Below are 26,156 nucleotides of genomic sequence, written 5' to 3' on the forward strand. Positions count from 1 at the left end.
TAGCTGATATGCGTCTCTCTAGTGGGGTCCCCGGCTTCGACGAACTCATTGAGGGGGGGCTACTCCCGAATCGTCTTTATGTGGTCAGCGGCCCGCCGGGCAGCGGGAAGACTACTTTCTGCTCACAGTTCATTACACAGGGCGTCAAAGAGGGCGAGACGTGCCTGTACGTGACGATGCACGAGACCAAGACGGAGTTGATGCAGGACATGGCTGGCTACGAGTTCGGGTTCGACCGGGCCATGCAGTCCGACGCCATCCAGTTCCTCAACCTCGTCACCGAGAGCGGAAAGCGAACTATCACGCAGTTCGGCAGCGAGGGCGGCCTGACGAACCGCCTCGTCGCTTATATCAGACAGAACGACATCCAGCGGGTCGTCATCGACTCGACGATGCTGTTGCAGCATTTCATGAACGACGTCGAAGACGAGATCACGGGCTTTCTCTCCGCGCTGAAACAGACGGACGCGACGACGCTGCTCATCTCTGAGATGACCGACCCGTCCTCCTACAGCGACGAACACTACCTCGCACACGGCGTCGTCTTCTTCCACAACTTCCTCGAAAACGGGAGCATGACCCGCGGCGTCCAGGTTATCAAGATGCGAGGCACTGCCATCGACTGTGACATTCGGGAGATATCCTTCTCTGACGCCGGACTGCAGGTCCACGCCGACCGGAAAGTGGAGACATGAGCCGCTACGAGCGCGAGTTCGGGACCGACTGGGAGACCCTCGACAAGGACGAGGCGACCGACCGGGCCTACGCCATCGGCGTTGCCGAGCGCCTCGGGGAGTACAACCGCGAGGAACTCGAAGCCATCTACGCCGAGATGAACTCGGCGTACCACAAGAGCATGGTCGAACTCGCGTACGACGAAGGCCGCAACGAAGCGAAGGAAGCGGCGGAGACGACCAACGCCGACCGGGACGCCCTCTGGGCCGACCTGATCAACGGCGAGAAGACGTACATCGACGAAGACGACGTGCCGACCAGCGGCCGCGACGGTCTGCCGTCGGCGCTCGACTCCTCGGAACTGCTCGACAGGCAGTCGATCGACAGCACTGACGCCGTCGACAGACCGGACTTTCTCGACAGGTAGCTGGCTCCAGTGTGTGCACTCACCGACAGCGATAGCGCTGCTGCTCGCCCGTGTAAAAACGAAGGAGACGGGAAACCCGTCCAGAGCTGGGGTGGCCGCAGGTAGTGCTGGGCCGTTAGAAGGAGACTTGGTCCGGCCCGTCTTCGCCCATGCAGACCGGGTCGCGGTCGGAGTAGCCCTTTCGGCCGATGGCCTTGCTCGACACGCCCGCGAACGCCGCGAACTCGGCGTCTTCCGCGCTCTCGAAGGTTTCCGGGGCCGACCGGCTCAGCGCGTCGCCCAGCCGTTCGGTGCCGTTTGGCAGTTCTAGCTCCATGTCGCCGTCGCCCTCGATGATCTCTTCGGCGGAAACCGGGTAGTCATACGATTGGAAGGCGTCCGTCGCGTTGCTTAGCATTCGCATATGTGTCGAAAGTTCATGGTCGATAATAAACCTTCACTATAGATAATCATAATATCCATTAATGCGTATAAGGAACTCACGTTTCGTGTGCCCACGACACATGGCTCGACCAGAAGCGGCTTGCTGCTGGGGATTGTGGGTGTTGTATGGTCGTCGCTGACTTGCACGTACACACGACCCGCTCCGACGGGACGCTCTCCTTCGACGAGGTCCCGGCCGCCGCGAGACGAGCGGGCGTCGAGGTCGTCGCCCTCACGGACCACGACCGACTCCAGCCTGCACTCGACAGCCCCGTTACCGACCGGGACGGCGTGACGCTGCTCCACGGCATCGAACTCCGCGTCGAAACCGGGACCCAGCGACTGGACCTGCTGGGCTACGGCGTCGACCCGACCGACGAACTCCGGGCCGAGTGTGAGCGCATCCAGCGGAACCGCCGAGAGCGCGGCGCGCGCATCATCGAGTGTGTCGAGGACCGGTTGGGCGTCTCGCTCCCCGTCGAACCGCGTGACGGCCTGGGTCGCCCCCACATCGCCCACGGGATCGCCGAGGTGTCGGATCACACCTTCCAGTCCGCATTCGACGAGCTAATTGGCGACGACTGTCCCTGTTACGTCTCCCGGGAGGTCCCGTCCTTCGAGCGCGGCTGTGCAGTCCTCTCGGAGGCGTGTGGACTGGTCGGCCTCGCCCATCCGTTCAGATACCCTGATACGGCGGCCGCGCTGTCCAAGTGTGCGTCGCTCGATGCCGTCGAACGGTGGTACCCCTACGGACGTACGGTCGACGACAGCCTCGTCGACGACGCTATCGAGCGATACGACCTCGTGCCGACGGGCGGCAGCGACGCTCACGGCGAGACGCTGGGTGACACCGGTCTGGACGCCGCCGCCTGGGGCAGGGTCGAAACAGCGCTCAGCGTCTGACAACCGGCAGACGGAACCCGAGGGTTCAATGTCGTCCGGGGCTACTATTCAGGTATGCAGTGTCACTACTGCGACCGTGAAGCCGACATCGCCGTCGAGAGCGACGGCATCAAGGTCGGTGTCTGCAAGACGCATTTCCGTGAACAGATGGCGGAACTGGAAGACGCCGACTGGCTCGAAGACCTCGACGAAGAACTCGACATCGACCGACGCGAGTGACCGACGCTCCGTTTTGCTGCTTCTGCCGTGGCGTGCCCCAGTGGCACCGATGTGACTCGCCCTGACTAACGGTTAAGGACTGTCCGCTGTACATGGCAACTATGGAGAAAGTCAGTCTCGACGCCGTCGAGTCGCGAATGGGGCCGGCGTCGGTCAAGCGGGCGCTCGCCGGGCCGCTCGGCACCGACGCCATCGCGCTGAACTACTACGAACTGGCACCGGGCGAGTCCTTCGGCTTCGGCTACCACCGCCACCCTGACCAGGAGGAGGTGTTTCTCGTCCAGTCGGGCACAGCGACGTTCGAGACGGAGGACGGCGACGTGCGCGTCGGAGCCGGTGAGGCCATCCGCTTTGCCCCCGGTGAGTGGCAACGCGGCCACAACGAGGGCGACGAGCGCGTCGTTGCGCTTGCGCTCGGCGCGCCACAGGAGATGGGCGACACGGACATGCTTCGGCACTGCGAGGAGTGTGGCGGTCGCACGCACAACTACGTCGAGATGACGGACGACCGGGACGCGCTGGTGACACGCTGTGAGGAATGTGACGCCGAGACCGGCCGGTTCACCTGACCGTCAGAAGGTACTTCGACGGCTTAGTCATCGGAAGCAGCGGCGGTGCCGGTCGCGTCACCAGTCTGACGCGCGGCGAACTCGGTGAAGTTGTCGAACAGTCGCTTGGCCTCGCAGGCGGCGCGGTAGTTCTCCTCCGTGACGCCGTCCAGCACCGCCTCGATGCGCTCGTCGGAGAGTTGCTCGTCCTTGCCTTTCGTCACCGTCTCGGCCGTCTCGGGGTCGTACTCGGGGTGGAACTGCACCGAGAAGACGTTCTCTTTCCGGAACCCGTGGACGCCGTAGTCGTTCTCGGCGAACGTGGTCGAACCCGGCGGCACCTCGGCGACACGGTCCGAATGCGTCGTGAAGACGGTAAACGACTCGTCGACGCCGGCGAGCAGTTCGTTCTCGCCGTCGTGTTCGACGGTTCGGTAGCCGATCTCGTACTCGTCCATCGCCTCGACGGTCCCGCCGAGCGCGTGCGCCAGCAGTTGGTGGCCGAAACAGACGCCCAGGAACGCGATGTCGCGGTCGACCGCGTCGGTCACCCAGGATTCGAGGTCCCGTATCCAGGGCTCGTCCCAGTAGACGGACGCGCGGCTGCCCGTGACCAGACAGCCGTCGAACGCGAAGGTGTCGGGCAGTTCGCGTTCGGTCACGTCGTATTCCACGAGGTCGGCGTCGAGTTCCCGCCGGAAGTTCCGGCGGTTGTCATCGCCGTCGTGGGCCGCGTTCAGTAGGGCGATCCGTGGCCTCATTACCAGTATGCAGCGGCTCAAACGGTAAAAACGTACGTACTGACGGTAGTGATTGCCGCTCACAGTGACGGGACACCGGCGTCGAAGCAGGCGCGGGTACAGCGGCTATCGGAGATAACTGGCCATTCGGAACTGTCTCGCTACGGGGCGTCGACGACTGCGATACGTGCGTTTACGTCTGGTCCGCTTCCGGGTTGTTCGTCCGCCGATAGGAGCCCACCATCTTCCACAGCGTGTCGTTGAAGTCGTCGTTGTTGGCTTCGCTCTCGATCTGCCGGTACAGGTTTTCCGAGACTTCGATACGGGGCATCGAGTGTGTATAGAGAGCGGGAGTAAATAAATCTCCGCTGACACGGAATCGAGTAAAAGCTTCAACGACCCTCTCTAGGGGCCGTATAACCATCTGGCACCGAAAGAGACGAACCAGGCCATCCAGACGCAGAATATGACCAGCCACGTCCCGTACTGGACTGTTGGGTCGGGAATCAGAACGTACGCCACGACAAGCAAAACGGCGATGCTTGCCGCGGCTGCGGCGTCCCAGCGGTCCAGTGCGGGCGGATCGACCATCTGGGACTACTGTGAAATGCCGTAAGTATCGTTGTCCCAGTCGTTGACGCCGGTGTCGTAGACCGCCTGCTCGCGTTCGATGGCATCGATTCGCTCGCGGTCGGCGGCGTCGAGTTCCCAGTCGAACAACGCGAGGTTCTGGCGGACGTGCTCGGGAGAGGAAGACTTCGGTAGCACCACCACGTCGTTCTCGACCGCCCACTTCAGGATAATCTGGGCCGGCGACTTGTCGTATTCCCCGGCTAACTCCTGAATCACGTCGTCGGCGAACACCTCGGTCCGACCCAGCGGCGCGGCCGCCTCGACGACGGTGTCAGTGTCGCGGCAGAACTCGACGACTTGGTCCTGGGTGTTCCAGGGGTGGTACTCGATCTGGTTGACGGCGATGGGCACGTCGGCGACGTGCTGAGCGGCCCCGAGCTGGTACGCGCTGAAGTTCGAGACGCCGACGTTGCGGATCTTCCCCTGGTCGTGGAGCGTCGCCATCGCGTTCATCGTCTCGCGGATGGAAGTCGCGGGGTTTGGCCAGTGGACGAGATACAGGTCGAGGTAGTCAGTCCCGAGGCGGTCGAGCGACGCCTCGCAGGCCTCGATGACGGACTCGTAATCGAGGTGCTTGGGCAGCACCTTCGACGTGAGGAACACGTCCTCGCGGTCGTAGTCGGCCAGGGCCTCGCCGATTTCGGCCTCGTTCCGGTAGCCTTCGGCGGTGTCGACGTGGGCGTAGCCCGCATCGAGCCCCGCTCGAACGGACTCCTGTACGGTGTCGCCGTCGATGTCCCACGTCCCGACGCCGACCATCGGCAGTTCGTCGCCACTCGGAAGCGTCACTGTTGGGGGTGTCACAGTACGTGCCTCATCCGCCGCAGTCAAAACCGTTTCGCGCTCGTCGTGTCGTGGCACACGCCCGATTTACGTTTCACTCGGGACTGGCGATGTCGACCGGCTGGCCGGTGTCCGCGCTCCGGGCCAGCGCGTCCATGGCGCGCATGTTCCCCAGCGTCTCGGCGCGGTCAATCGGCGGCGCTTCGCCGTTCTCGACGGCGTCCGCGAACGCCTCGACCTGCAACTGATAGTGGTCCACCGGGTCGAACGTCTCTGTGACCTCGCGGCCGTCGACGCTGTACGTCAGCGAGACTGACTCGTCGTGTTCCGGGCCGAAGCAGTTCGGCGCTTCGAGCCAGCCGTCGTCGGTCTCGACCCGGTAGTACTCCCGTCTCGGTCCGTCGAACCCGCAGGAAACCGAGGCGACCCCTCCGTCGTCGTACGAGAGGATGCCACTGAGGTTCGTGTCCACACCGCTGTCCCGGGAATCCCGGGCATGGGCAAACGCCCGGTCCGGCTCGCCGAGGAAGCCCCGGGCCGCGCTGACGGCGTAACAGCCCACGTCCATCAGGCTCCCGCCGGCCAGTTCCGGGTCCAGCCGGATGTTACTGGCGTCGCCGAGCGAGAACTTGAACGACGCGTCGACGGTGTGTACCTCGCCAAGTTCGTTTTTGACGATTTCCCTTGCCCGCCGGGTCCGCGGGTGGAACTGATACATGAACGCCTCCATCAGCGTGACGCCCTGTTCGGCACAGTAGTCGAAGAGGTCCACTGCCCCGGCAGTGTCGACGGTCAGTGGCTTCTCACAGAGCACGTCGAGCCCGTGGTCGGCGGCCCGCTGGCTCCACTCGGCGTGGAGCGCGTTCGGAAGCGGGTTGTACACCGCGTCGATATCCGCCTCGGCGAACATCGTCTCGTAGTCGCCGAAGGCACTGTCTATATCGAGGGCCCCGGCGACCTCGCTGGCACGGTCCCGGGTTCTGGAGCTGATCGCCGCGACCGTGTGGTCCGACTTCTGGATGCCCGGAATCACGTCCTTGCGTGCGATTTTCGCCGTCGAAATAATGCCAAAGCGCATACCGATACCCGACTCTCCGTTGATAAACAATTACCGACCTTTCGCTTCTGACTCGACGCTGACTTCCTGTTCGGATACGGCGGCCAGTCCGTCCGCTGGCGGCTCGCGTCTGTCGGGCACGAGTTCGGCGGCCACCTCGCGTGCGCGCTCGAAGTGGGCCGCCGCACCGTCACACGCGGCCCCGGCACTCTCTCGCTTTGACTCGTCGCTGCCCTCACGCAGCGCCTCTTGCCCCGCTTCACGGTGTGCATCGACCAGTTCGACGGCGATGTCCGCGAGCGCCTGTCGGAGCGACGCCCGGTCGCCGTCGAAGCGGCGGTCACGACCCCAGTCCAGTTCGTACGCCGTCCGGTATCGGTCGAGGGCGGCTTCCCAATGTGTGGCCCGCGCTGCCGGGTCCGTCGCGGCTCTGGCCGCGCCCGCAGCCGCCTGTGCCGCGTCGACCGGGGCCGACAGGAGTTCGGCGTATTCCGCCTCGACTGCGTCCCGTGCGTCCGTGATGGCTTCTGCCGACGGCTCCGGTGCCGTTACCGCCAGTGCTCGTTCGTACTCGACGCTGGCCTGTGCGTACGCATCCGCGGCCCGCTCGTACGCCCGGTCCTCCCACGCGTGCCGGGCCGCGTCGCGGTGCTCCTCGGCCGCCCTGACGTGCCGTCGGCGCTGGCTGGTGTCGATCTGTGCTTGCGTTGACTGGAGGCGTGCATCGATGGTCGCTGTCGCCCCCTCCCCCAGCGATTCGACCCGTTCCCGTCCGCTATCGAGTGCCTCCTGTGCGGCCGTGATGTGCGTGGCTGCTGTGTCGGGGTTCGCCGCCTCCAGTGCCGCCGTTGCAGCCTCGACCTGAGATTCTGCCCGGTCAAGCTCGGTCAGCGTACGGGTCCAGACCTGTGTGGCTTCGTCGATGAACGTCCGTACTGGCGCTAGATCGCCCTTGCATTCGAACGCCCAGCGGTCTTCGTCGACGGTGACGATTTCGAGTGTCGACGTACGGAGCCCCGACTGACAGTGTACGGCCACAATGTCTTCGCAAGGGAGCGAAATGGTCCGGTCGCCGTTGTCGTCGCCGACGACGAACACGACCCGGATGTTCGTTGCAAGCAGATACGCGCGGTAGTCGCCGGCCGGCGTGAGCGACTTATCGTTTCCCCGGCCAGCGACGACGCCGGACCGGTCGTTGTACGCGAGATATCGTGGCGTCTCTGCCGCCCGTAGATACTGCCCCAGCGGCTGCTCGAGCCGGCGTGTGCGTCCGAACAGCCCGTCGGTGTTCGCCCGCTCGAATATCTCCGGTCGACCCGAGGAGCGTACGTCGATAACGGTTTCCACAGTCTACCCCCGTTCGTCAGTATATTCAAATATATATTCGGAGAAATAAATACTTTGGCCGACAGCAGCGCTCAATCCGGTTGATTCGACCCCGGCCTTGTAAACGGTCAGTACGGCTGGCTTCGGTCCGTCGGCTGACGCTGCGGGCTCCCGCTCGTCAGGTCGGCGACGCACTGCCGGCAGAACTGGTAGTCCTGCTCGTTCCTCGCCCCGCAGTGGGGACAGTCGATGGATTCAGTGCTGTCGTCGGTGGCGCTGCCACGGCGCCCTTCGGTATCGCCCTGCCCGGTCGCACCGGCGGGGTCACCCCGGTGCCGGTACGCATACAGCATGGTCAGGACATGGAGCCCCACGAGAAGCGCGATAGCGCCGTAGAGCCACTCGCTCACCATCATATGTAATGATACGTGAACGTACTACTTGAGGGTTGTGCTGGGTTACCAATGGTCGGTGGTTTCGGTTACGCTGGCGGGCACTCGATAGGGATCCTGTAGGCCAGCGTTCAAATAGGACCACGGAGCCACGGAACCCCATGCCCGCTTACACGCTCGGTGGTCCCTGATGGGTCGTCGAACGCTCGTCGCTGTCACCCGTCCCGACGGCCGCTACGACTGCCGCATCGCACACTGGGGCGTCGACGCCGACCCCATCGCCCAGTCCCGGCCGCTGGGGAACGACTGGACGGCGTCGGCTGTTCTCGCTGCCATCGATGCTACCCACGACCGGTTGGTCGTGCTTGACGGGTCGGTCCGGACCTACACCGTTTGCTGGCTCGATCCGACGCTGTCGGACCTCGACGATATCGTTCTGGCCCGCACTGCCGACCCGGATGCGTTCCGGACGTGGTGGGTCGGGCGCAAGGACGAGGCCTGTCGCGCTCTCGATAGCAACGGCTGCGACCCGACAACTGTTCGGTGCGCCCTACTCGCGTCGCTCCGAAACCACGCTTCGTCCGTCCACTGCCCCGACGACGCGTCCTTTTTACGCGGGGACCGCTAACCGCCACCCGTGACCGCCGTCGAGACGCTGACCTACCCCGACCCCGCTGACGCGCTGGACCTCGCGTCGCGCAACGCCGACCGCGGCGCGCTGGTGACGCTTGTCGGCACCTGTACGGTCGAGTACGAGGGCCGAGCGGCCAGTTCGCTGGGGCTCGGTGACCGCCATGTGATGCTCAAGCCCGACGGGGCCGCGCTGGTCCACACCGACGAGGGCCAACAGCCGGTGAACTGGCAGCCGCCGGGCTGTGAGCACAGCATCAGCGTCGACGACGGCTCGCTGGTCGTCCGCTCCACGCGGTCGACCCCCGAGGAGTCGCTCGAAGTGGCCTTTGAAACGGTCGCCCACGCCGCCGCCTTCGACGTGACCGACTCCAAGGACCTCGCACTCACCGGCACGGAGGCCGATCTGAAAGACCGCATCCTCGACGAGCCGGCGCTGGTGGAGTCGGGCTTTACGCCGCTTGCGACCGAACGCGAGACCCCCGCCGGCGCGGTCGACATCTACGGCGAGGACGCCGACGGCCGGACGACGATACTCGAACTCAAGCGCCGGCGCGTGGGTCCCGACGCCGTCGGCCAACTGGGTCGGTACGTCGATGCCCTGGAGCGCGACCTGCACGCCGACACCGAGGTCCGAGGTATCCTCGTCGCTCCGTCGGTGACCGACCGAGCGCGTCAGTTGCTCGCCGAGAAAGGGCTGGAGTTCGTCTCGCTCGAGCCGCCATAACCGCTATTTTCTCCTCTTCTCTGGGAGCTGTCAGTCTCGCGCCCGTACTGACTGCCGCTGTCGTCACACGGTTGGATGACGCAGTTATCCGTCTACAGTAACCGTTCCATCGGTGTCAACGACCACGCGGTAGCCGCTGTAGTCGAACGCCACATGACCGTCGGTGTTCGAATCAGCGATGCACGTCGTCAGTGCATCCGGATTGATACTGTCGGCCAGTGGAGGGAGTGTCTCGACCGGCCGTCTCTCCGCGGTCGCGACAGCGCGAACGACTGCCGTGACGATGGACTGGTCGGCGCCGTGGACTTCTATAACGGTTGGTGATATTCCGGACACGGTTCTCTGACCTCATGTTGTATTTGTCTTGTAGATGTAAAGTTCAGTGTGGCTAGCATAGTAAACGCCGAAACACGATATATGCCAACACTCTTCACAGTATGCTGATTGCATTTACCTATGTCCCAACAGTCTGGTAACGGCCGGGCGGTCACCCGCGTGGAGTTTGCCCTCTCTGATGGGTCGTATCCCTTCGTCTCGGTGTCTGCAGCCGAATCGTGTTCCGTGATTCTCGAAAAATGTCTCCCCCAGACAGACGACACGTACGCCGAGTTTTTTTCGGTCGAGGGTGCTCGCCCCGGCCGGCTTGTCGAACGCATTGAGGACGAAAACGGCGGTACGGCGCGGGTGATTGAGTGCACCAGCGACGGTGGGCTCGTCGAAATCAACGTGCGGGACAACTGTCCCGTTGTCTCGCTTGCGGACGCCGGGGCAGTACCACAGACCGCCCGGAGCGTCGATGGACAGGGGACTATCGTAGCCGATGTCCCGAGCCAAACCGATACGGCCGCGGTTATCGATTCGTTCCTGACGGCCCACTCGGATGCCGAACTCGCGGCGAAGAAACAGCGCGAGTCCATCGTGCCGCTGTTCGGGTTCCAGAACTACGCGTCCCACACCGAGCCACTGACCGACCGACAGCAGGAGGTTCTCGCGACGGCCCACGAAGCGGGGTACTACAACTGGCCCCGCGGGGCGACGGCCGCGGACTTAGCTGAACTCCTCGACATCTCGGAGCCAACGCTGCACAAGCACTTGCGGGCCGCCGAACAGAAACTCGTCGCGACGATGTTCGCCTGCCCGCACGACGAACGGGCCACTGCCAGCGATAGCTGATCGCGGCTGTTATTCAAGTCGGTCCTGCAGGTCCGCGAGCGCGTTCATCGCCTCGATGGGCGTCATCGTCGCCACATCCAGCGACGCCAGTTGCGCTGCCACGCCCGCCGGCAGTTCGGCCTCGGGAGTCGACCCGTTCGTCCGAAGCGCCTCCTGTGTGTGGCCGTCCGCTCCACCCTCGCTGGCCGGGGCCACCGCTGTTCCGTTTTCCGTCGGTCCTATCTCCGCGGCGGCGGAATCCGTGTCGGAGTCAGCCGTCTCGGCATCTGTCAGGAGGTCCCGCGACCGTTCGACGACGGATTCGGGGACGCCGGCCATGCTCGCCACTTCGACGCCGTAGGAGGCCGCCGCGGGACCGGGTGCGAGTTCGTGGTCGAAGCGCACGTCGTCGTCCTTGCGGCTGGTCTCGAAGTGGCGGTTGGTCGCGCCGGGCAGCGCCGCGGCGACGGCCGTCAGGTCGTGGTGGTGGGTCGCGAACAGCGTGTACGCGCCCACCTCGTCGTGGAGATGCTCGGTGACGGCGCGGGCGATAGCCAGCCCGTCGGCCGTCGACGTGCCGCGGCCGACCTCGTCCAGCAGGACTAGCGAGTCTTCGGTCGCTGCGTCCAGAATCGTCGCCAGTTCGGTCATCTCGATCATGAACGTCGAGCGGCCGCCGGCGATGTCGTCGCTGGCCCCGACGCGGGTGAACACTCGGTCGAGAATCGGGAGGTCGGCCGCCTTCGCGGGGACGAAGCTCCCCGCCTGTGCGAGCAGGCAGATCAGCGCGACCTGGCGCATGTACGTCGATTTCCCGCTCATGTTCGGTCCCGTGACGACGGCGAGGAAGGGCTGTATATCGTCCGCGGTGACACCGTCGTCGCTTCCGTCTCTGCTCGCTCGGACTGGCCCGCTCCCGAGATGCGTGTCGTTGGGGACGAAGGCGTCCTCGGTCCGCTCGACGACCGGATGGCGGCCGGCGGTGATGTCGATGCCGTCGCCGCCGACGGTCGGCCGGCAGTAGTCGTACTGCGCCGCAACCTCGGCGAAGGAGACCAGCACGTCCAGGCGGGCGAGACGGTCGGCAAGCGCCTGCACGCGCTCGGCCTCGTCGGCCACCTCGTCCCGGACCGCACAGAACAGGTCGTACTCCAGGTCGTCGGCCGCGCTCTCGGCGCGCAGAATCTCGTCCTCGCGCTCCTTGAGTTCCGGCGTGTAGTAGCGCTCGCTGTTTTTCAGCGTCTGGCGGCGCTGGTAGTCCGCGGGCACGGCGTCGAGGTTGGCGTTCGTCACCTCGATGTAGTAGCCGTGCACCGAGGTGTGGCCCACCTTCAGCGAGTCGATGCCGGTGCGCTCGCGCTCGCTGGCTTCGAGGTCGTCGATCCACTGCTTGCCCGACTGTTCGGTCGAGCGCAGCCGGTCCAGTTCCTCGTCGTAGCCCTCGCGGATGACGCCGCCCTCGGTCACCTGCTGTGGCGGGTCCGGGCGGATCGCTGCCTCGATTTCCTCGCGGGTGTCGACCAGCGGGTCCAGCGTGGCGTGCAGGTCCGCGAGCAGCCGGGCGTCGGCGTCGGCCAGATGGTCCCGGATGTCCGGCACGACCGACAGTGTGGCGGCCAGCGACCGGAGGTCACGGGCGTTCGCCCGGCCGCGAGAGACACGCGAGATGAGCCGTTCGAGGTCGTACACGTCCGCGAGCAGGTCCGAGAGCCCTTCGCGGGTCGCCGGGTCGCGCTGGAGTTCCGCGACCGCGCCGTGGCGGGCCTCGATGCGGTCCGCATCGAGCAGCGGTCGCCGGAGCCAGTCGGTCAGTTTCCGCCGCCCCAGGGCACACGCCGTCTCGTCGACTGTATCGACGAGCGTCCGGTTCTCGTGGCCCCGGACCGAGCGCCGTTCGAACAGTTCGAGGCTCTCGACGGCGACGGCGTCGAGCAGCATGTACTCCCGCGGGTCGTACCGCGTGAGATGGTTGAGGTAGTCGAGCGTGCCGGCGGGGTCCACGTCCGCGTCGACCGGTTCGCCGTCGGGGCCGACCGCGCCGCTGCTGCCGCGGGTGTACTCAGCGTAGGCCAGCAGGCCGCCACAGGCCCGGATTTCCGCGTCGCCGGCGAGCAGGCGCTCCGGCGGGCCGAAGTACTGCCCCACGCGGTCCTCGGCGCGCTCCCGGTCGAAGGCGGCCGCGTCGTAGCGCGTCACCAGACAGGCCGGACCGAACACGGCGTCCCGATCCACGTCGACCTCCGGCCCGACGATGGCTTCCGCCGGGCCGAACCGGCTGAGTTCGTCGGCGACGGCGCTTTCCGAGCCGACACTGGTCGCGTAGCAGTCGCCGGTCGAGATATCCAGTAGCGCCAGCCCGTATCGCTCGCCAGCGGTCAGGGCGGCGACGTAGTTGTTGTCCGCCCCGCCCAGCAGTTCGCTCTCCGTGAGTGTGCCGGGGGTGACGATTCGCGTCACCGCCCGCTCGACCACGCCGCTGACCTCGTCGGGGTCCTCGACCTGGTCGGCGATGGCGACCCGGTAGCCCGCGTCCAGCAGCGTCTCGACGTAGGACTCGGCGTTGTCGATGGGGATGCCGGCCATCGGGTACTCGCCGGTCGAGTCCTCGCGCTGGGTCAGCGTGATCTCACACAGCCGGGCGACCCGCTGTGCGGCCGCACAGAAGGCCTCGTAGAAGTCCCCGACCTGAAAGAGGACCAGGGCGTCGTCGTACTGCCGGCACAGCTCGTAGTACTGTGCCATCATCGGCGTCAGGTCCTCCTCGAGCTCGGCCATCTTCTCTGGCGGGCCAAGCGCAGCGTCCATACCGATGGGCAACAGCCGGCCACTCATAGGCGCTCCGCTCTCCTGTGCGTGCTCTGTTCGCTCTGGGTGACACTGCGACCGCAACTGACCACTGATTTTTATACCGCCCGGGAGACGTAACCCGTATGTCACGTCGTGCCAACTACGCGCTCTGTCAGTTCCAGCAGCTCCTCGGCCCGTCGGCGGACTCGCTCGACGTTCCCTGGGCCGAGTACACCGGTGATTCGACCGATCCGGTTTCCTTCGACATCCCCACCTCGTCACCGGATGACCCGTACGTGCAGATGCAGGTGTTCGACGTCGAGGACTTTGACCACGAGATCGTGGTCAACGGCGAGGCGCTGTCGGGGTTCGACATCGCGCCTGGCGAGGGGTGGCAGCTCTGGATGGACACGATTGCGCCCGAGCGACTGCACCTCGGCAAGAACACGATCCAGTTCCGACGGGACACCGACTCGAAGGACGCCTTCGTCGTCGGGTCGGTCACGGTCCACTGGACGGAACCCGTCGAGTGAATATATAAACAGGTCGTCGCTCGCTTGATGGGGCGTGCCAACAGCTACCATTACCGACGGACCGTACTCCCTCTGTCTGGTGGTTTCACCTGTTCTGGCTGTCTCAACGGGTGACCGACGAACGTCCCATAACCCATACTTTTATATAGAACCACATGCAATCTTCGCTTGATTATGAGCCAACGCCAGATGCAGGGCCAGCCGATGATCATCCTGGGAGAGGACTCCCAGCGGATGAAGGACAAGTCTGCACAGGAACACAACATCTCGGCCGCTCGCGCGGTCGCCGAGTCAGTACGCTCGACGCTCGGCCCGAAGGGGATGGACAAGATGCTCGTCTCCTCGATGGGCGACGTGACCGTCACGAACGACGGCGTCACCATCCTCTCGGAGATGGACATCGACAACCCGACAGCCTCGATGATCGTCGAGGTTGCCGAGACACAGGAAGACGAGGCCGGTGACGGCACCACCTCTGCCGTCGCCATCGCAGGCGAACTCCTCAAGAACGCCGAGGACCTCCTCGAACAGGACATCCACCCGACGGCGATCATCAAAGGGTTCGACATGGCCGCCACGCAGGCCAAGGACGAAATCGCGGATATCGCCACGGAAGTCGACCCCGACGACGAGGAACTGCTGAAGAAGGTCGCCGAAACCTCGATGACGGGCAAGGGCGCGGAGCTCAACAAGGAGCTACTCGCCCAGCTCATCGTCGACGCGGTCAACGCCGTGACCGTCGAGGCCGAGGACGGCTCCGTCATTGCCGACCTCGAGTACCTCAACATCGAGACCCAGACCGGCAGCTCCGCCGGCAACTCCGAACTCCTCGAAGGCGCAGTCATCGACAAGGACCCGGTCCACGAAGAGATGGCAACCGAGGCAGAGGACGCCGACGTCCTCCTCGTCGACACGGCCATCGAACTCGACGAGACCGAAGTCGACGCGCAGCTCTCCGTCGACGACCCGAGCCAGCTCCAGAACTTCCTCGACAAGGAAGAAGAGCAGCTCAAGGGGATGGTCGACCAGATCGCCGACACCGGCGCTGATGTCGTCTTCTGCCAGAAGGGCATCGACGACATGGCCCAGCACTACCTCGCCGAGAAGGGTATTCTGGCCGTCCGCCGCGCCAAGAAGTCCGACATCGAGTTCCTCAAAGAGGTTCTGGGTGCCCGCATCGTCTCCGATCTCGACTCCGCGAGCGCGGAAGACCTGGGTCACGGCTCTGTCACCCGCGACGACGCCGAAGGCCTGTTCTACGTCGAGGGCAGCGGCGACGGAGCCCACGGCGTCACGCTCCTGCTCCGTGGTTCGACCGACCACGTCGTCGACGAACTCGAACGCGGCGTCACGGACGCGCTCGATGTCGTCGCGTCCACGGTTGCCAACGGCAGCGTCCTCGGTGGCGGCGGCGCACCTGAAGTCGAAGTCGCCCGCCGGCTCCGCGACTACGCCGACAGCGTCGAAGGCCGCGAACAGCTCGCTATCGAGTCTTTCGCCGACGCGCTGGAGATCATCCCGCGCACCCTCGCTGAGAACGCTGGTCTCGACAGCATCGACACGCTCGTCGACCTGCGCGCCGCCCACGAGGACGGCGATGTCAGCGCCGGCCTGAACGTCTTCTCCGGTGACGTCGAGAACACGCTCGACACCGGCGTCGTTGAGCCAGCCCACGCCAAGCGACAGGCGGTCTCCTCGGCTGCAGAGGCCGCGAACCTGGTCCTCAAGATCGACGACATCATCGCTGCCGGCGAGCTCTCGACCTCCGGCGGCGACGAAGGCGGCCCCGGCGGCCCCGGTGGCGCCCCTGGCGGTATGGGCGGCATGGGCGGCGGTATGGGCGGCATGATGTAAGCGAGGGGCCGAACGAAGTGAGGGCCCTCGAATTGCGAGCGGGAGCGTAGCGACACGCGAGCAGGGAGGTCGACCGGAGAGACCTCCGAACGAGCGAATCGCCGTTTGCGGTTCGGTTTTTTTGCGATTCTGTAACGCGCCGAGTCATCCCAGCGTGTATATCGAGACGTGAAACCGGAGAAACAGTTAGGTACGTCTCTGCGAAGTATCGACTGTCCCGGTCCGTTTGGTGGGACGGACTGGTGACAGCGGGTGGGGGCCTCTCTCCGTTTTGTGACTGATTCGACGGCGTCCAGCCGTCGCTCGCGTCATTCGGGACGCGCTGTTCGGTTTCGATGGCGTTCGGTCCGCTGTCGGTCTTCGAACACCACGTCCGTCGTTCCGAGGTCGCTGTAGCGGAGAATCTCGGTCACTCTGTGGGTATCCGTTCCGTTCACGACCGTGTACTGGAGCGCGTAGCCTCGGACGACGCCGTTGGGCGTCACGGTCGCCGAGAGGGAGACGTTGGTCACACGGTCGACGGGACGGGTGGCAACCGCGCTGTCGTCGGCCGACCCGGTTCCTTTGATGCGATACAACGGAACGCCGTACAGTTGCTTGATGACCTCGTCGCCGGGGCGGATGGATGTGATGTTAGTGGCGGAAAGCAGCGCTATGAGACGCCCGTTGAACGTGGGTTCGAAGAACAGCGCGGCCCGAGGTGGGCGTGGCGGGCCACCGATACCGCGGCTGTCCGCGACTACTTCCGCCGACGTCGACCCGTTGACGGTCGTCCGACTGAGCGCGCGGCCGTCCCGCCAGGTGCTATGGATCTCACGCGCTGTCACACTCTCCCCGGATATCGTTCGGGTGGCCGTGTACGACTCGTAGCCCGCGCTGACGCTGGCACGGGTCCGGACGCGGCTGTGCAGGCCGCTGCCGTTCATGACGGTCCTGGTGTGGTGGACGCGATAGGAGGTGTTCGAGAGCTGGGCGACGTGGGCGCGGCCGAGCGCGGTGGCGTTGACGACGCGGTCGCCGACGACGCCCGGGGCGCGTTGCGCCGGACTCGTCGGTGCGTCTGCAGTCGGGACTGGAGCCGGTGTCACCGTCTCCCTGGCGGCCGAGCCGTCCCCGAACAGACCGGTACATCCGGCGCTCAGCAGACAGAGACAGACCGCGGCAATCGCCACCCCGCGACGCATACCCGTGACTGGTCGTGTGGCGATATAACCCCTGTGACGGCGGAGGGCTGAATATTGTCGAGTGTCAACATGCCGTATGCAGACGCTACTTCTCGGCGCGGACGCGGTCGAGGACCACGCGGCGATGCCAGCAGTCATCGCCGCGGTCGCCGCGGCCTTCGCCGCCGATGCCAGGGAGAACACCATCATGCCGGCCAAGTCCTACGTCGACCTGCCGCAGTACAACGGCGACTTCAGGTCGATGCCGGCCTACGTCAACGCGGAAACGTGGGACGCCGCCGCGGTCAAGTGGGTGAACGTCCACCTGGACAACCCCCGCGACCACGACCTGCCGACCGTCCTCGGGACGCTCATCTACTCGGACCCCGAGACGGCGTTCCCGCTGGCCGTGATGGACGGCACAGTCCTGACGCGCCTGCGGACCGGGGCGGCCGCGGCGGTCGCCACCGACCATCTCGCCGTCGCCGACGCGGACTCCCTTGGTCTGGTCGGGGCTGGCACGCAGGCGTACACGCAACTGGACGCCATCTCGTCGGTCCGGGACATCGAGACGGTGGTCGTCGCCGACCGGGACGCGGAGAAACAGCAGGCGTTCGTCGACGCCTTCGCCGACCAGTTCGACGTACGTGCGGGCAGTATCGAGGACGCCGCCGGCTGTGACGTGCTGTCGACGATTACGCCCGTCGAATCCCCCATCGTCAACCGGGAGTGGCTCGGCGAGCGCACGCATATCAACGCCATTGGTGCCGACGCCGCCGGCAAGCAAGAACACGACGAACGCACGCTGCTGGACGCGAAACTCGTCATCGACAACTACGAACAGTGCACCCACTCCGGCGAGATCAACGTCCCGTGGGGCGAGGGCGTCCTGACTGATACCGACCTCCACGGGGAGCTCGGCGACATCGTCGCGGGCACCCTCTCGGGGCGGACCGACGACGACGGCATCACGCTCTTTGACTCGACGGGGCTGGCCATTCAGGATGTCGCGGCCGCCCACGTCGTCTACGAGAACGCAAGCGATGATGGCGACGGGACGCCGTTCTCGCTCGTCGACACCGACACGTCCTGATCACGACGAGGGCGTGAGCATCTCGGTCACTTTCGAGATGCCCCAGACGATGATGATAAACGGAAGGAGCGGCATCAGCAGGACGAACAGGCCGGCGAGCATCCCCCAACCGATCACGTCCATCCCCTCGTTGGGACGGCTACGCGTCCCCGGCGTGACCGACCGGAGCGGTGCCGGCAGTCGTCCGCTGTCCTTCGTGTCGTCGTCAGGTGATTCAGACATACTTTCTCTTGCACTGAAACGTGTATAAGCCTAGGCCCCGGTGTAACTACATTGCGCCGGCAACGCCGCTACCGATTGCGGCCCCGCACTCGCCACAGGCCACGAGGTAGAAGCGTTTGGAGGCGGTGAAGAAGCCGGTCGTCGAATCCATGTCGAGGAACTCTACATCGTCCTGGTCGGCCATCTCCGCGTCGCATTCCGGACAGTGGACCATCAGGCCGCACCTCCGTTGGACTTTGCGCCGGCGACGCCGCTACCGATAGTGACGCCACAGGCCGCGCAGTTGGCGGTGTAAAAGCGCTTGGAGGCTTTAATCAAGCCGGTCTTGGCGTCTACTTCGACGAACTCGATGTCGTCGGCCGTTTCCAGCGAGGTCTGGCAGTCAGGGCAGTGTACCATACACTCCCGACACCAGCCGAGACCGGCAAAAATCTTGTGTGGGGCGCCGCTCTCTCGGCCGGAGTACCGGCGACGCTATCGGCTCGACAGTCCGGGCGACATCGCTGCACTGGCAGTCCTGAGCGGCGTCTGGCCTTCGAAACACCCGAAACAGTGACAATCCACCACACGCAATAGTTTGCTCACTGGGAACGCACCATGGGTAGCAAATCTGTGCTCGTCGTCGCAGCCGACAGGCTGGATACTGGGACTCTCGAATCCGCTCTCGCTGAGACGCCGGCTTCGATCACGTACCTGTCGGACCTCACAGACCTCTTTGACACGCTCACCCATTCGGTGTTCCACGCTCTCGTTCTACCCGAAACAGTCGACGGCCAGTCCGGAACCGATATCGCGTACGGCGTCAGGAAGCTGTTTCCCGACCTGCCGGTGATCGTCGCTGGCGAGGACCCGGCGGCGGTCCCGGATACCCTCGACGTGACGGCTGTCGAGGCGTCGACACGTCTCGAAGACACCGTCGCCGAGGCCCTCCGGAACAGTCTCGACGCTGAGCCACCGACTGTTGCCGGACGCCCGCCGTCCCCGATGGAGACGCTGTTGCTCTCCCTGTTCAACGAGTTGCCGGACCACCTGTACGCGAAAGACGAGCAGGCACGACACGTCCTGCTGGGTCGGGGGTTCAACGAGCCGACCGACCGGCTTGGCCTCACCGACGTCGAGGTCCCGGAACTGGCCGATGAACACGCGAGAGCGGCCCTGCGTGATGAGATGGACGTCATCGAGGGCGACACGGACCGGATCGAAGTGGAGGAGTTCCTCGATCTCGACGCGTCGTACGTCCGCACCCGCAAGATGCCGTGGTACGATTCCGCTGGGAACGTTCGGGGAATCGTCGGACACACTCAGGATATCACGGAGCGAAAGCTCCGCGAGCACGCGTTTCGCCGCCAGCACGAACGGATGGTGAAAGTCGCACTCGTGGCGTCTCACGAGCTTCGAAACGAACTCCAGATCGCCTACGGGCGACTCGAAGAACTGGCTGACTGTGACGATTCGACCGCCGACATCGAGGAGTCGCTCTCCCAGATCTCGACGATTATCGATACCGTGGTCGAACTCTCCACGAGCGATCCGAATGGCTCGAGCCAGCGCGACGAGATCGAACAGGTCCCGAAGCGAAAACACGTCTGGCTCTCCCGTCTCAGTCGGGAGGTGTGGGACACCCTCGCCGGCAGTGAGGCGTGCCTGACTTTCGACGGGGACACCCGCATTGTCGCCGATCAGGAGTCCGCCGGGCTGTTGCTCCAGATACTGTTCCAGAACGCGCTCGAACACGCTGGCCCGTCGGTTACCGTCACCGTCGGTACGACGGCCGACGGCTTCTTCGTCGCCGACGACGGCCCGGGCATCGATGTCGAACCGCCGGAGCGCGTGTTCGACGCGGGCCACACCGCTGTCCCGGAGAACACCGGATTCGGACTCTACGTCGCTCGCCGGGTCGCCGCGGACCACGGCTGGACGATCTCCATGTCCGAGAGCGAGTCGGGCGGCGCTCGATTCGACATCGGCAACGTCGACTGTCAGGCATAGCGGGCGGCTGGTCGACCTGTGGCGACGTTACCGCTCTGTGGTACGCCGGTCCCCCGGATTCACATCCATTCGGCTTGTGGGCTCGTGCGGCGGCCCCTGATAGCCTCCCGAAGGGAAAGGTATAGCACGGTCGCTGCCGGATGTTCCGATATCATGACCACGACCGGTGAGGAACGCGAGCGGGGGTTCGATCACACGGAGATCGAACCTAGGTGGCAGCGCACGTGGGACGAGGCCGACGTGTTCCGGATCGACGACGACGAGAGCGACCCGGAGTACGTCCTGGCGATGTTCCCCTACACCTCCGGGAGCCTCCACATGGGCCACGTCCGGAACTACACTATCACGGACGCCTACGCCCGCTTCGAGCGGATGCGCGGCGAGAGCGTCCTCCACCCGATGGGGTGGGACTCCTTCGGCCTCCCGGCTGAGAACGCCGCCGAGGAACGCGACACCAACCCGCGGGACTGGACGATGCAGTGCATCGACTCGATGCGCGACCAGCTCACTGAGATGGGCTTTGGCTACGACTGGGACCGCGAACTCGCGACCTGTGAACCCGACTACTACCAGTGGAACCAGTGGCTGTTCAAACAGTTCTGCGAGGCGGGGCTGGTCGAGCGACAGGCCGCCGAGCTGAACTGGTGTCCCTCCTGTGAGACTGTCCTCGCCGACGAGCAGGTCGAGGGCGAGGAAGAACTGTGCTGGCGCTGTGACACGCCCATCGAGGCCCGCGAGATGGACCAGTGGTTCTTCACCATCACCGACTACGCCGAGGAACTGCTGGAGGACTTAGACGACCTCGACGGCTGGCCGAACAACGTCCGGGAGATGCAGCGCAACTGGATCGGCAAGCAGGCGGGCGCGAGCGTCGCCTTCGAGGTCGGCGACTACGGCGAGGTCGACATCTTCACGACCCGTCTGGACACCATCCACGGGGCGACGTTCTTCTCGCTGGCTCCGGGCCACCCTGTCGCACAGGAAATCGCCGAGGGCAACGATGAAGTCGCGGAGTACATCGAAACGGCCGAACAGGCCGACGAGGACGAACTCGACGTGACCTCCGGCGTATTCACCGGCGAGTACGCCGTCAATCCTGCTACCGGCGATGAGATTCCGGTCTACGTCGCGGACTACGTGCTGACCGATGTGGGGACGGGCGCGCTGTACGCCGTGCCGGCCCACGACGAGCGCGACCACGAGTTCGCTGAGGCCCACGACATCGACATCGTACAGGTCGTCGAACCCACCGAGGACGCCGACGCCGACCCCGAGGACATCGACGTGCAAGAGGCAGCGTATCCCGAAGACGGCCTGTTGGTCAACAGCGGCGAGTTCGACGGGCTCAGTAGTAACGAAGCCCGCGACCGCTTCGTTGAGGAGTTCGACGGCGAGCACCGCACGGAGTACAACCTCCGCGACTGGGGTATCTCCCGTCAGCGCTACTGGGGCACCCCGATTCCGATGATTCACTGCGACGACTGCGGCTACGTCGAGGTCCCCGATGAGGACCTCCCTGTCGAACTGCCGGAGTTCGTCCACACCACCGGGAATCCGCTGGACGCCGCCGAGGAGTGGAAACACGTCGACTGCCCCGACTGCGGGGCCGACGCGGTGCGGGAGACGGACACGATGGACACCTTCGTCGACTCTTCGTGGTACTTCCTGCGATACACTTCGCCGGAGATGGCGGATGCCCCCTTCGACGCCGAGCGGGCCAGCGACTGGATGCCGGTCGACCAGTACGTCGGCGGTATCGAACACGCCGTGATGCACCTGCTGTACGCCCGCTTCTTCACGAAGGTGCTGGACGACCTCGACATGGTCGACGGCGTCCGCGAACCCTTCACCAACCTCACGAACCAGGGGATGGTGCTGGGCGAGGACGGCAACAAGATGTCGAAGAGCCTGGATAACGGCGTCTCACCCCAGCGCATCATCGAGGAGTACGGCGCGGACACGGCCCGGCTGTTCATCATGGAGGCCGCCCAGCCAGAGAAGGAGTTCGCCTGGAGTCCTGAGGGTGTCCAATCTGCTCATAGCTTCCTCCAGAACGTGTACACGCTGGTTTCGGAATACGCCAACGGCGAGGCGGAGACAGCCACAGACTTGGCGAACGGTGACGACATCGCGGACTACGTCGCCCGCGAAATCGACGCCACCGCGGCGAACGCGACGGTCGAGTTCGAGGACTTCCGCTTCAACCACGCGCTCCAGGCCGTGCGGGAACTGGTGTCGCTGCTGCGCCGCTATCAGGAAGCGACCACCCCCGACGCCGACACCTTCGAGCGCGGGCTGGCGACGGCGGCGAAACTGCTCGCCCCGGTCGCGCCCCACGCCGCCGAGGAGATGTGGGCCGAACTGGGCCACGACGACCTCATCGCAGAGGCCGAGTGGCCGGCTGCTGAAGCCCCCGAAGACTACGAGATGGAGCGCCGGCTGGTCGAGAACACCCGCGAGGACATCCGCGATATCGTCGACACGGTCGGCATCGAGGACCCACAGACCATCACGCTCGCGGTCGCGCCGGAGTGGAAGCACCGCGTGCTGGACCTCGCTCGGAACGCCGACGGCAACGTCGTCGGCACCGTCATGCAGGACGAGGACCTGCGCGAGCAGGGCGAGGCGGCCGCGGACTTCGCCAAGGAACTGGCCGGCCGCGCGCAGTCGCTGGACGAGCAACTGCCACCCGAGCGCGAACAGGCGGCGCTCGAACGTGCCGCGTGGCTCGTCGAACGAGAGTTCGGCGCTGACGTGGTCGTGCAGGGACCAGCGGAAGCGGACCCCGACCTCGTCGGCAAAGCCGGTCCCGGTCGCCCGGCCATCGACATCGACGAGTAGCCCGTCGGCGTGCTATCGCTTTCTGAGCCCTACTCGGCCCTGACCAGGCCGGTGTCAATGAGGTCCTCGAAGACGCTCGCCGCGTGGCCGTCGGGGCCGACCCGCTCGTAGACGGCGACGACGCGTTCCTTCGCGATGACGTACGTCGTCCGCTGGCACCGCCCGTCGACCAGCGGCACGTCGAACGCTTCACACAGCCGTCCCTCGGGGTCGGCTAGCAGATCGAAACTGATGTGGTTCTTTTCCGCAAAGTCACGGTGACTCTCCACGCCGTCGGTCGAGACGCCGTACACTGAAACGCCGGCGTCCTCGAACCGGTTTGCGTGCTCCTCGAACTGCTCCGCCTCCGTCGTACACCCCGGCGTGTCGTCCGCCGGATAGAAGTACAGCACTGTCGGCTGCTCGAAGCTGGGCTGGACCGGGTTTCCGTGCTGGTTCGTCGCCCTGATCGTCGGCACGTCCGTGCCGGGTTCGAGTACCATCGTCAGTTTACGGGGATATCCGTCCCGTTATCGTCCTCGCTGTGTCCGACCTTCGCCAGCCGAACGGTGAGGACGCCGTCGTCGTAGCTCGCGGTGGTCTCATCGTCGTCGACGGCTTCGGGGAGGGGAACGGACCGACTCATCGACTGCTGGCGGCGCTCGCGCTGGACATACTGGCCGTCAGTCGATTCCCGCTCCTGGCTCGACGTGGCGCTGATGGTGAGCTTGCGGTCCTCGACGAGCTGGACATCGATGTCCTCGCTCTCGTAGCCGGGGAGGTCCGCGTGGACGACGAAAGCGTCGCCCTCGTCGACGACATCCACTGGAATAGCGCCCATGTCGACGCCGAATTGCTCTCCCAGCATATCGAACGCGCGCTCGATCTCGCTGAACGGATCGCGGTCAGACATACACGGGGGTACACGGGCCCGGGACTTAACGCTTGAACGGGGCCGGCGGTGTCCCGCTGACTCAGTTGACGACCGTCTGCGAGTCGTACGACCCCAGCCGGCGGACCCAGCCCTTCTCGGCGATGTCTTCGATGTCGGCGAGGGCGTCCTGCGTGCGCTGCTCGTAGAGGCCGGCCGAGATGTCGATGTGGAAGACGTAGTCGCCCAGGCGCTCGCCGCTGGGCCGGGACTCGACGCGGGTGAGGTTGATGTCGCGGTCGGCGAAGGGCTCCAGCAGTTCCAGTAGCAGGCCGGGGTAGTCGACGTCGGGGTAGACGATGAAGGAGGTCTTGCCGCCGGCCTCGCTGCGCTCGCTCTTCGGGGCGACGACAACGAAGCGGGTGGCGTTCGAGGACCGGTCCTGGATGTCCTCGGCGAGCACCTTCAGTTCGGTCCCGTTGGTCGCGTTCTCGGGGTGGCCGATAGCGGCGATGTCCGGGTCGCCGCGGGCGCGTTCGACGCCGCGGGCCGTCGACGCGACGGCCTCGACGTTGACGCCGGGGTAGTGCTCGTCGAGCCAGCCGCGACACTGGGCCAGCGCCTGGGCGTGGCTGGCCACCAGCGAGAACGACTCGTCCTGTGCGAGCAGCGCGTGGCGGATCGGCGTGATAATCTCCTCGACGACGGCAACGTCGTACTCCGCGAAGGCGTCGAGCGATTCGGTGACGGAGCCTTCGATACTGTTCTCGACGGGGACGACGCCGCGCTCGGCCTCGCCGCTGGCGACGGCTTCGACGATGGCGGTCACCGACTCGGAGAAGGATATCTCGTCGTCGGTGACTGCCTGTGCGGCGCGGTGGGAGTAGGTCCCCTCGGGACCCAGGGTAACAGTGGTCATACCCGGGGTACAGCGGTGGGAACCAAAAGAACCGTGGTCATCGGCAAGCGCTGTGCCGGGGCGGTCGCGGTATCCGTCTGACGCTGTCTCGGTGGCGTCAGCCGCCGTTCAGGACAACCGTGCCAGGTCCTCGTCAGTGCCGTGCCAGACAGGCACCCGTCCGACTGCTTGCGAATCTACAGCGGGTGTACTTTTTTCAGCAAGCGTGAGCGAATAGCGACTGTATGTCAGCATCACCGCAAGTGACTGACGCAACCGCGTTCGAAGACGGATCGCTCGGCCTGCAGGTCGTCCTGTTTGTCGTGACTGGAACGCTCTATGGCCTGTACTGGCTGTACAAGACCGCCAAGCAACTCGATGCAGGGACAGACCAGAACCTGACTCCTATCTTGGCAGTCATTCCTCTCGTAAACATCATCGGGATCTGGCAGATCTCAAACGCGGCGGAAGCCGTCACCGACCAGAGTGGTGTGGTCCTGTTCCTGCTGTTCGTCGTCTTCGGTCCCATTTCGTGGTTCTTGATACAGTCAGGTATCAACGACGTTGCGACTAACTGACGGCGTCCTCGACTTTTCACGGACGTGGAATTTCGCCACTGCTGTATCGCTACCGGTGACACTCCTCACTCGTTGCTACGGTGGAACAGCGCGAGGTGAACGAGAAGGTATCGCGAGGCGTAAAAAACCGTCACGCTGGCGACGAAGGCGAGCAGCGAGACCGTTGCAACCGACAGGCCGAACCCGGAGTCGACGAACGGGTTTCGACCCGTGAACGCGACGTATGCGGACACTGCGTCACCGCCGCCAAGCCCCACAGCGAACAGGCAAAGCGAGAGCACGATTGCCAGTCCGCCGGTCCCGAGGCCGACGTAGCGCGCGAAGTCCTCGGCGTTGAGCGCCGCGTGCGCCTGTCGCTCAGTCAGCGGGGCAAGCCGGACTCGGTAGAGGACTGACCCGACGAGCAACGTCGCACCGAACAACTGCAAGAACCCGCCGAACAGCCCGAGCAACAGCACCTTCGGCGAGGCGACGGCGGGGTCAACTGCCGGGAGAAACGCCGCGGTGCTGTCCGGATACAGACCGTAGATCGGTAGTAACAGTGCCAGCGCACCAAGCAGGGCGCTCTGGAGTGCGAGCGTTCGCGGGACGGTCTGTCTGAGATACGAGTGGCGTTCATAACGGAGTCGCTCGTACGTCGACCCCGAAATGATCGCCTGGGCGATGGTATCGTCGGGCTCTGAGTCAGTAGACATATCTTACCGGTTCCTAGT

32 protein-coding genes are annotated in these 26,156 nt (G+C 65.0%); 14 read left to right on the forward strand and 18 right to left on the reverse strand.

Annotation, left to right across the window (positions count from 1 at the left end):
- Positions 1-8 precede the first annotated feature (8 nt).
- A complete protein-coding gene (locus HAH_RS00870; protein WP_044951579.1) occupies positions 9-695 on the forward strand; it encodes an RAD55 family ATPase in 687 nt (228 codons plus the stop codon).
- Positions 692-1,102 (forward strand): hypothetical protein, encoded by a 411-nt coding sequence (locus HAH_RS00875; protein WP_014039197.1) that lies wholly within the window; start codon positions 692-694, stop codon positions 1,100-1,102. The genes HAH_RS00870 and HAH_RS00875 overlap by 4 nt, the downstream gene beginning before the upstream one ends.
- 115 nt (positions 1,103-1,217) lie before the next feature.
- On the opposite strand, the gene HAH_RS00880 is transcribed toward HAH_RS00875, so the two are convergent.
- On the reverse strand, positions 1,218-1,505 hold the full coding sequence (locus HAH_RS00880; RefSeq protein ID WP_023843068.1) for a DUF5789 family protein: 288 nt from the start codon (positions 1,503-1,505) through the stop codon (positions 1,218-1,220).
- A gap of 146 nt (positions 1,506-1,651) precedes the next feature.
- Between HAH_RS00880 and HAH_RS00885 the strand changes: the two genes are divergently transcribed.
- From HAH_RS00885 to HAH_RS00890, 3 genes are all read left to right on the forward strand, one after another.
- The gene (locus HAH_RS00885; RefSeq protein ID WP_014039199.1) at positions 1,652-2,428 is read left to right on the forward strand and encodes a PHP domain-containing protein; all 777 of its coding nucleotides are present in this window, start codon (positions 1,652-1,654) and stop codon (positions 2,426-2,428) included.
- A gap of 54 nt (positions 2,429-2,482) precedes the next feature.
- A complete protein-coding gene (locus tag HAH_RS19800) occupies positions 2,483-2,647 on the forward strand; it encodes a DUF6757 family protein (RefSeq protein ID WP_014039200.1) in 165 nt (54 codons plus the stop codon).
- Positions 2,648-2,748: 101 nt separating this feature from the next.
- Positions 2,749-3,216 (forward strand): cupin domain-containing protein, encoded by a 468-nt coding sequence (locus tag HAH_RS00890; protein WP_044951581.1) that lies wholly within the window; start codon positions 2,749-2,751, stop codon positions 3,214-3,216.
- A 23-nt stretch (positions 3,217-3,239) separates the two neighbouring features.
- Here the strand turns inward: HAH_RS00890 and HAH_RS00895 are convergent, their stop codons facing one another.
- The 7 genes from HAH_RS00895 to HAH_RS00920 form a co-directional block, all read right to left on the reverse strand.
- The gene (locus HAH_RS00895; RefSeq protein ID WP_014039202.1) at positions 3,240-3,956 is read right to left on the reverse strand and encodes a type 1 glutamine amidotransferase; all 717 of its coding nucleotides are present in this window, start codon (positions 3,954-3,956) and stop codon (positions 3,240-3,242) included.
- A 172-nt stretch (positions 3,957-4,128) separates the two neighbouring features.
- Entirely contained in the window at positions 4,129-4,266 is a 138-nt protein-coding gene (locus HAH_RS19805) for a hypothetical protein (protein ID WP_004516449.1), read from the reverse strand.
- A gap of 74 nt (positions 4,267-4,340) precedes the next feature.
- Entirely contained in the window at positions 4,341-4,526 is a 186-nt protein-coding gene (locus tag HAH_RS00900) for a hypothetical protein (RefSeq protein ID WP_014039203.1), read from the reverse strand.
- A gap of 6 nt (positions 4,527-4,532) precedes the next feature.
- Positions 4,533-5,327: an aldo/keto reductase gene (locus HAH_RS00905; protein WP_044952113.1), complete on the reverse strand. Its 795-nt coding sequence runs from the start codon at positions 5,325-5,327 to the stop codon at positions 4,533-4,535.
- A 118-nt stretch (positions 5,328-5,445) separates the two neighbouring features.
- Entirely contained in the window at positions 5,446-6,429 is a 984-nt protein-coding gene (locus tag HAH_RS00910; RefSeq protein ID WP_044951584.1) for a Gfo/Idh/MocA family protein, read from the reverse strand.
- 30 nt (positions 6,430-6,459) lie between these two features.
- The gene (locus HAH_RS00915; RefSeq protein WP_014039206.1) at positions 6,460-7,755 is read right to left on the reverse strand and encodes a hypothetical protein; all 1,296 of its coding nucleotides are present in this window, start codon (positions 7,753-7,755) and stop codon (positions 6,460-6,462) included.
- 107 nt (positions 7,756-7,862) lie between these two features.
- Positions 7,863-8,150 carry a zinc ribbon domain-containing protein gene (locus HAH_RS00920; protein WP_004590026.1) on the reverse strand — a complete coding sequence of 96 codons (288 nt, stop codon included), beginning with the start codon at positions 8,148-8,150 and terminating at the stop codon, positions 7,863-7,865.
- 166 nt (positions 8,151-8,316) lie between these two features.
- Between HAH_RS00920 and HAH_RS00925 the strand changes: the two genes are divergently transcribed.
- Positions 8,317-8,754 carry a DUF6735 family protein gene (locus HAH_RS00925; RefSeq protein ID WP_014039207.1) on the forward strand — a complete coding sequence of 146 codons (438 nt, stop codon included), beginning with the start codon at positions 8,317-8,319 and terminating at the stop codon, positions 8,752-8,754.
- Between the two features lie 9 nt (positions 8,755-8,763).
- Positions 8,764-9,483 carry an endonuclease NucS gene (gene nucS, locus HAH_RS00930; protein WP_014039208.1) on the forward strand — a complete coding sequence of 240 codons (720 nt, stop codon included), beginning with the start codon at positions 8,764-8,766 and terminating at the stop codon, positions 9,481-9,483.
- An 84-nt stretch (positions 9,484-9,567) separates the two neighbouring features.
- On the opposite strand, the gene HAH_RS00935 is transcribed toward nucS, so the two are convergent.
- Entirely contained in the window at positions 9,568-9,819 is a 252-nt protein-coding gene (locus HAH_RS00935) for a HalOD1 output domain-containing protein (protein WP_014039209.1), read from the reverse strand.
- 120 nt (positions 9,820-9,939) lie between these two features.
- On the opposite strand from HAH_RS00935, the gene HAH_RS00940 reads away from it, so the two are divergent.
- A complete protein-coding gene (locus tag HAH_RS00940; RefSeq protein ID WP_023843070.1) occupies positions 9,940-10,656 on the forward strand; it encodes a helix-turn-helix domain-containing protein in 717 nt (238 codons plus the stop codon).
- 9 nt (positions 10,657-10,665) lie between these two features.
- On the opposite strand, the gene mutS is transcribed toward HAH_RS00940, so the two are convergent.
- Positions 10,666-13,440, reverse strand: coding sequence for a DNA mismatch repair protein MutS (mutS, locus tag HAH_RS00945; protein WP_023843071.1), 2,775 nt, complete (start codon positions 13,438-13,440; stop codon positions 10,666-10,668).
- A 125-nt stretch (positions 13,441-13,565) separates the two neighbouring features.
- Here mutS and HAH_RS00950 point away from each other — a divergent pair, with 125 nt between their 5' ends.
- Both HAH_RS00950 and thsB read left to right on the forward strand, forming a co-directional pair.
- Positions 13,566-13,955: a DUF7383 domain-containing protein gene (locus HAH_RS00950; RefSeq protein WP_014039212.1), complete on the forward strand. Its 390-nt coding sequence runs from the start codon at positions 13,566-13,568 to the stop codon at positions 13,953-13,955.
- A gap of 174 nt (positions 13,956-14,129) precedes the next feature.
- Entirely contained in the window at positions 14,130-15,809 is a 1,680-nt protein-coding gene (gene thsB, locus HAH_RS00955) for a thermosome subunit beta (RefSeq protein WP_023843072.1), read from the forward strand.
- Positions 15,810-16,117: 308 nt separating this feature from the next.
- Here thsB and HAH_RS00960 read toward each other — a convergent pair whose 3' ends face one another.
- Positions 16,118-16,993: a hypothetical protein gene (locus HAH_RS00960; protein ID WP_014039214.1), complete on the reverse strand. Its 876-nt coding sequence runs from the start codon at positions 16,991-16,993 to the stop codon at positions 16,118-16,120.
- A 76-nt stretch (positions 16,994-17,069) separates the two neighbouring features.
- Here HAH_RS00960 and HAH_RS00965 point away from each other — a divergent pair, with 76 nt between their 5' ends.
- Positions 17,070-18,065 (forward strand): alanine dehydrogenase, encoded by a 996-nt coding sequence (locus HAH_RS00965; RefSeq protein ID WP_014039215.1) that lies wholly within the window; start codon positions 17,070-17,072, stop codon positions 18,063-18,065.
- On the opposite strand, the gene HAH_RS00970 is transcribed toward HAH_RS00965, so the two are convergent.
- From HAH_RS00970 to HAH_RS00975, 3 genes are read right to left on the reverse strand one after another with little or no spacing between them, the layout of a single operon-like run.
- Complete coding sequence (locus tag HAH_RS00970; RefSeq protein ID WP_014039216.1) at positions 18,066-18,287, reverse strand: DUF7535 family protein; 222 nt, start codon at positions 18,285-18,287, stop codon at positions 18,066-18,068. It lies immediately after the preceding gene.
- 46 nt (positions 18,288-18,333) lie between these two features.
- Positions 18,334-18,501, reverse strand: coding sequence for a hypothetical protein (locus HAH_RS19810; RefSeq protein ID WP_014039217.1), 168 nt, complete (start codon positions 18,499-18,501; stop codon positions 18,334-18,336).
- Complete coding sequence (locus HAH_RS00975) at positions 18,501-18,686, reverse strand: hypothetical protein (RefSeq protein WP_014039218.1); 186 nt, start codon at positions 18,684-18,686, stop codon at positions 18,501-18,503. Before HAH_RS00975 ends, HAH_RS19810 begins: the two co-directional genes overlap by 1 nt.
- 198 nt (positions 18,687-18,884) lie before the next feature.
- Between HAH_RS00975 and HAH_RS00980 the strand changes: the two genes are divergently transcribed.
- Together HAH_RS00980 and leuS are read left to right on the forward strand one after the other, a co-directional pair.
- Positions 18,885-20,276, forward strand: coding sequence for a sensor histidine kinase (locus tag HAH_RS00980; protein ID WP_014039219.1), 1,392 nt, complete (start codon positions 18,885-18,887; stop codon positions 20,274-20,276).
- 153 nt (positions 20,277-20,429) lie between these two features.
- Entirely contained in the window at positions 20,430-23,117 is a 2,688-nt protein-coding gene (leuS, locus tag HAH_RS00985) for a leucine--tRNA ligase (protein ID WP_014039220.1), read from the forward strand.
- Positions 23,118-23,146: 29 nt separating this feature from the next.
- Here leuS and HAH_RS00990 read toward each other — a convergent pair whose 3' ends face one another.
- From HAH_RS00990 to pheA, 3 genes are all read right to left on the reverse strand, one after another.
- Positions 23,147-23,599, reverse strand: coding sequence for a peroxiredoxin (locus HAH_RS00990; protein ID WP_014039221.1), 453 nt, complete (start codon positions 23,597-23,599; stop codon positions 23,147-23,149).
- Positions 23,600-23,601: 2 nt separating this feature from the next.
- Complete coding sequence (locus tag HAH_RS00995) at positions 23,602-24,009, reverse strand: Hsp20/alpha crystallin family protein (protein WP_014039222.1); 408 nt, start codon at positions 24,007-24,009, stop codon at positions 23,602-23,604.
- 61 nt (positions 24,010-24,070) lie between these two features.
- Positions 24,071-24,886 carry a prephenate dehydratase gene (gene pheA, locus HAH_RS01000; protein WP_014039223.1) on the reverse strand — a complete coding sequence of 272 codons (816 nt, stop codon included), beginning with the start codon at positions 24,884-24,886 and terminating at the stop codon, positions 24,071-24,073.
- Between the two features lie 224 nt (positions 24,887-25,110).
- Between pheA and HAH_RS01005 the strand changes: the two genes are divergently transcribed.
- Positions 25,111-25,443 (forward strand): DUF4234 domain-containing protein, encoded by a 333-nt coding sequence (locus HAH_RS01005; protein ID WP_023843073.1) that lies wholly within the window; start codon positions 25,111-25,113, stop codon positions 25,441-25,443.
- 65 nt (positions 25,444-25,508) lie between these two features.
- Here the strand turns inward: HAH_RS01005 and HAH_RS01010 are convergent, their stop codons facing one another.
- On the reverse strand, positions 25,509-26,138 hold the full coding sequence (locus tag HAH_RS01010; RefSeq protein WP_014039224.1) for a hypothetical protein: 630 nt from the start codon (positions 26,136-26,138) through the stop codon (positions 25,509-25,511).
- Positions 26,139-26,156 lie beyond the last annotated feature (18 nt).

Source organism: Haloarcula hispanica ATCC 33960, from assembly GCF_000223905.1.
Lineage (GTDB): Archaea > Halobacteriota > Halobacteria > Halobacteriales > Haloarculaceae > Haloarcula > Haloarcula hispanica.

Coding starts and splice junctions, on each gene's coding strand:
- HAH_RS00870 (WP_044951579.1), top strand. CDS start 9: ATGCGTCTCTCTAGTGGGGTCCCCGGCTTCGACGAACTCATTGAGGGG.
- HAH_RS00875 (WP_014039197.1), top strand. CDS start 692: ATGAGCCGCTACGAGCGCGAGTTCGGGACCGACTGGGAGACCCTCGAC.
- HAH_RS00880 (WP_023843068.1), bottom strand. CDS start 1,505: ATGCGAATGCTAAGCAACGCGACGGACGCCTTCCAATCGTATGACTAC.
- HAH_RS00885 (WP_014039199.1), top strand. CDS start 1,652: ATGGTCGTCGCTGACTTGCACGTACACACGACCCGCTCCGACGGGACG.
- HAH_RS19800 (WP_014039200.1), top strand. CDS start 2,483: ATGCAGTGTCACTACTGCGACCGTGAAGCCGACATCGCCGTCGAGAGC.
- HAH_RS00890 (WP_044951581.1), top strand. CDS start 2,749: ATGGAGAAAGTCAGTCTCGACGCCGTCGAGTCGCGAATGGGGCCGGCG.
- HAH_RS00895 (WP_014039202.1), bottom strand. CDS start 3,956: ATGAGGCCACGGATCGCCCTACTGAACGCGGCCCACGACGGCGATGAC.
- HAH_RS19805 (WP_004516449.1), bottom strand. CDS start 4,266: ATGCCCCGTATCGAAGTCTCGGAAAACCTGTACCGGCAGATCGAGAGC.
- HAH_RS00900 (WP_014039203.1), bottom strand. CDS start 4,526: ATGGTCGATCCGCCCGCACTGGACCGCTGGGACGCCGCAGCCGCGGCA.
- HAH_RS00905 (WP_044952113.1), bottom strand. CDS start 5,327: ATGGTCGGCGTCGGGACGTGGGACATCGACGGCGACACCGTACAGGAG.
- HAH_RS00910 (WP_044951584.1), bottom strand. CDS start 6,429: ATGCGCTTTGGCATTATTTCGACGGCGAAAATCGCACGCAAGGACGTG.
- HAH_RS00920 (WP_004590026.1), bottom strand. CDS start 8,150: ATGATGGTGAGCGAGTGGCTCTACGGCGCTATCGCGCTTCTCGTGGGG.
- HAH_RS00925 (WP_014039207.1), top strand. CDS start 8,317: ATGGGTCGTCGAACGCTCGTCGCTGTCACCCGTCCCGACGGCCGCTAC.
- HAH_RS00940 (WP_023843070.1), top strand. CDS start 9,940: ATGTCCCAACAGTCTGGTAACGGCCGGGCGGTCACCCGCGTGGAGTTT.
- mutS (WP_023843071.1), bottom strand. CDS start 13,440: ATGGACGCTGCGCTTGGCCCGCCAGAGAAGATGGCCGAGCTCGAGGAG.
- HAH_RS00950 (WP_014039212.1), top strand. CDS start 13,566: ATGTCACGTCGTGCCAACTACGCGCTCTGTCAGTTCCAGCAGCTCCTC.
- thsB (WP_023843072.1), top strand. CDS start 14,130: ATGAGCCAACGCCAGATGCAGGGCCAGCCGATGATCATCCTGGGAGAG.
- HAH_RS00960 (WP_014039214.1), bottom strand. CDS start 16,993: ATGCGTCGCGGGGTGGCGATTGCCGCGGTCTGTCTCTGTCTGCTGAGC.
- HAH_RS00965 (WP_014039215.1), top strand. CDS start 17,070: ATGCAGACGCTACTTCTCGGCGCGGACGCGGTCGAGGACCACGCGGCG.
- HAH_RS00970 (WP_014039216.1), bottom strand. CDS start 18,287: ATGTCTGAATCACCTGACGACGACACGAAGGACAGCGGACGACTGCCG.
- HAH_RS19810 (WP_014039217.1), bottom strand. CDS start 18,501: ATGGTCCACTGTCCGGAATGCGACGCGGAGATGGCCGACCAGGACGAT.
- HAH_RS00975 (WP_014039218.1), bottom strand. CDS start 18,686: ATGGTACACTGCCCTGACTGCCAGACCTCGCTGGAAACGGCCGACGAC.
- HAH_RS00980 (WP_014039219.1), top strand. CDS start 18,885: ATGGGTAGCAAATCTGTGCTCGTCGTCGCAGCCGACAGGCTGGATACT.
- leuS (WP_014039220.1), top strand. CDS start 20,430: ATGACCACGACCGGTGAGGAACGCGAGCGGGGGTTCGATCACACGGAG.
- HAH_RS00990 (WP_014039221.1), bottom strand. CDS start 23,599: ATGGTACTCGAACCCGGCACGGACGTGCCGACGATCAGGGCGACGAAC.
- HAH_RS00995 (WP_014039222.1), bottom strand. CDS start 24,009: ATGTCTGACCGCGATCCGTTCAGCGAGATCGAGCGCGCGTTCGATATG.
- pheA (WP_014039223.1), bottom strand. CDS start 24,886: ATGACCACTGTTACCCTGGGTCCCGAGGGGACCTACTCCCACCGCGCC.
- HAH_RS01005 (WP_023843073.1), top strand. CDS start 25,111: ATGTCAGCATCACCGCAAGTGACTGACGCAACCGCGTTCGAAGACGGA.
- HAH_RS01010 (WP_014039224.1), bottom strand. CDS start 26,138: ATGTCTACTGACTCAGAGCCCGACGATACCATCGCCCAGGCGATCATT.